The organism is Mycobacterium sp. (assembly GCF_052144515.1).
Classification (GTDB): domain Bacteria; phylum Actinomycetota; class Actinomycetes; order Mycobacteriales; family Mycobacteriaceae; genus Mycobacterium.
This window is the reverse complement of the sequence record NZ_JBKQQD010000253.1, coordinates 1-3,341: the sequence shown is the minus strand read 5'-3', so window position 1 is coordinate 3,341 and position 3,341 is coordinate 1. Positions and strand designations below refer to the sequence as shown.

General features: G+C 66.8%; 2 protein-coding genes and 1 pseudogene. All 3 read right to left on the bottom strand.

From position 1 onward, the window contains the following. A partial coding sequence (locus ACLP9N_RS17125) for an MlaE family ABC transporter permease (RefSeq protein WP_442408539.1) occupies nt 1-787 on the bottom strand: 787 nt, incomplete at its 3' end. A gap of 352 nt (nt 788-1,139) precedes the next feature. Continuing rightward, nucleotides 1,140-2,546 (bottom strand): wax ester/triacylglycerol synthase family O-acyltransferase, encoded by a 1,407-nt coding sequence (locus tag ACLP9N_RS17120; RefSeq protein ID WP_442408538.1) that lies wholly within the window; start codon nt 2,544-2,546, stop codon nt 1,140-1,142. 12 nt (nt 2,547-2,558) lie between these two features. Further along, nucleotides 2,559-3,341, bottom strand: a pseudogene (locus ACLP9N_RS17115) (hypothetical protein); the annotation flags it as partial.

Sequence of the window (3,341 nt, the reverse complement as noted above, 5' to 3'; positions counted from 1 at the left end):
CGACCGCCGCGTTCACCGAGTTCGCGACGCCCGTCGGCCCACCTTCGGTGGACAGGCCTTTCTGGCTTGACACGACGGCGACGATGGCGCCGAACATGATGGCCTTCAGCAGCGCCAGAATCATGTCGTCGGTCGTCGTGAACGACGCGAACGTCGCGATGAAGCTGCCCGGCGCACCGTTCTGGAAGTACACGTTGAACATGTAGCTCGCAAAAAATCCGACGAAGCACACGACTCCGGTGAGCGCGACGCCGATCATGATCGCAGCGGCAAAGCGCGGTACCACCAAACGGCGGATCACCGATACGCCCATCACCTCCATGGCGTCGGTCTCTTCGCGCATGGTGCGCGAACCCAGGTCGGCGGTGATGGCAGAGCCGACGGCCGACGCCATGAGAACGGCGGCCACCAGCGAAGCGCCCTGACGAATGACCGCGAGTCCGCTGGCCGCGCCGGCAAGTGAGGTGGCGCCGACCTGACCGGCCAGCAACGCGAACTGAATCGACAAGGTGACGCTGATCGGCAGTGAAACCAGAATTGTCGGCAGCACGGCGGTTCCCGCCATGAAGGCGCCCTGTCGGACGAACTCTTGCCATTGGAATCGGCCGGTGACGAGGTCGACGAAGAAGTACTGAACGGTGCGCACGCCGAGGACGAACTGTTCACCGACCGTCGTGAGCGAGGCGAGCGGGTGACGTTTGACGTACCCGACGGTCCAGTCCTGGATGGCGTTGACGCCATCATCTTTGCGCTCACCATACAATGCGGGTTCTTGTTGTGTAGTCATCGCTGCGAGACCGGCAGTTCCTCAAGCAAAGCCATGTCACCGGTCATCGCGTCTCAGCAACCGCCTCCATCGGTGCTCTCCCCACCACTAATTGCTCCGCCCGGCTCAGCCAGGCCGCGCGAAAAATCGAGGCTAGCAATCGAGCCCGGAAATTATTTAGATAAAAGTTTATCTATATAACTAGTGCGAGGCAAGGGCCGGATGTCGGCCTCCATATGCTGTGGACGCCGTAATCCATCGACCCGGTTCCTGTGCGAAGCGAGCGCGAGGCCCGGCGGGTAGCGCTGTGGCGCTCACACGCGGACCATGGCTATCCGGGTGGGGGCGAGATGGCCGACGGCGGCGATGCCGCCTAGATGGGCGTGGACGGTCCCAGCTCGGCGAGCGCTTTCGGGTAGGCGTCGGCAAACCACCACGGATCTGGTATGAGGTCGGGGCACACAGTGAACCCGAAGTCGAGCGAGTCCATGTAGCCGACGACGACGAATACCGGCGCTGCACACGCATTCGGCCCGACGCCGTAGGACGCGACCAGGCGGGCGCCCGCCATGTACAGCGGCCCCCCGAGGCGCATGCCGCTGGTGTCTAGGTTGGCGAATGTCTTCGAGCGTCGGCGGATCGTCAGACCGCGCTTGCCGTGGGCGGCCGCCACGCCGCCCACGAGGGCCGGCGGGATCAGGTCGAAGACCTCCATTTCGAGCTCGGGCCTCACAGCGCGCAGCAGGGCCTTCCCGGCCCTGGTCGACTCGGCCACCTTGTGGAGCCGCTCGAGGGGGTCGGCGATGTCGGTCCCGAGCGTGGCGATCGCGATCGCGAGCGCGTTCCCGCCGACCGTTTTCGCGCCCTCCTGCATGCTCGCCAGAGCTGACGGGAAGGTCGTCAGCAACGATGCCTCTGGCAGTTCGCCTCGCTGCTGCAGGTAGGTGCGCAGGACGCTTCCCGTCAGCGCCAGCGCGACCTCGGTCACGGTGACATGCTCACGATGGGCGATCTCCGTGACAGCGGGCAGCGGCAGCGTGCAGAAGGCGAACGCCCGCCGGTTGGTGAGGTCGCCGTTGAACGCGGCGCGGGGCGCGGCCCAAGGCAGCCTGAGTCCGTCGAGCTCACCTCGCTTGCCGGCGTCGACGAGGCAACGACCGGCCTGGGCAATATGGGCCGCGGTCCTCGCGACATGCAGCGGTTGCACGGCGAGGTGGCGAGCGGTCAGGCCGAGGCGCTCGACGATTCCGGGGGCATGCTCCAGGGTGATCGGCGGCGTGCCGGGCCGGGCGAGGGGTGCGGCCGGGTCGGTGTCGTAGGTGGCGTCGAACATCTCCACGAACCGCGTGCCGTCCATCGCAGAGTGGCTGACCCGGTCCAACACTGCGACGAGCCCGCTTTCCAAGCCCTCGATCACCCATTTGTCCCACAACGGCCGGTCGTGGTCGAGGGGCCGCATGTAGATGTCGGCGACCAGCTCGCCGAGCTGGCGGGGAGTGCCCGGCGCCGGCAGCCGCACGCCATGGATGTGGTCGGCGACGTCGACCTCGCGGTCCTCCACCCACACCGGCGGAGCGAGGCCGCCCGGCAACCGCACCATGCGGTGCCGGAACGCGGCAACCAGCGGCAGCCGCTGACGGAACAGCTCCCGCACCCGATCAACATCGAATCCCTCGGGCGAGGTCGACGGGTCGAAGAGGGAGAGAGGCCCACCGTGGAATGGCCACCCCGACGCCTCGCCATAGGTGAATAGGGCATCCAGACCCCTAAGCTGCTGCATGGCTCTGCCTGTCTACGAGACGACGATGCGGACCTGGGCCAGATTCGGGATGCGGCGGGACGTCGCTCCCAGGTCGCCGTTGCGGTGGGAGTGGACCAGAGCGGTGGCGAAGAAGGTCCCGGGCCGGTCGTAGCTGTGCGTCGTCGAGCGCGTGATCTCGGTGGCGGTGCCGTCGATTTCGTCATGGCGGAAAGGGAAGCTGCCCGACCCGTCGAAGTCCCAGTCCACGCTGACGACGGCACCGGCGTTGGGTGGCACCTGGGCATGCACCTCGAGCGCCACGGGCTCACCAACGGCGACGTCGGCCCGTACCCCACCGTTGGCCGTAGCCCGCACCACAGGCTGGATGCCGCCGCGCTCGTCCGCCGTTGCCGGCAACATGACCCTGCCGTCCCGGTACTCATAGGCCGTGCCGGCCGGCTCGACGCCGTTCTCGACCCAGTCCACCAGGTCCGCCAGAGACTGTTCGATGATCGGCAGGTAGTCGATCAGAAACGTGTTGGCGGCGCGGCCGAGGCTCGGCGAAACCAACATCAGCGGCACGTGCTCGGCGTTCTCGCTCCACCGCAGCCGGAACCGCTCGGCGACACCCGCATCGCCCTGGACATCACGGACGGCACCCCCGTAGATGAGGCCCTGCGGCGGCCACAGCGACGCGTCGTGAGTGTGGTGGACCCAGAGCAACTTCCCGGCGAACTTGCCCGAATACGAATTGCCCAACATGGACGAGAGCACGGGGATCGGATGCTGCGGATGAAACGGCCGCCCATCGACCCGGAACGAATCGAACTGCAG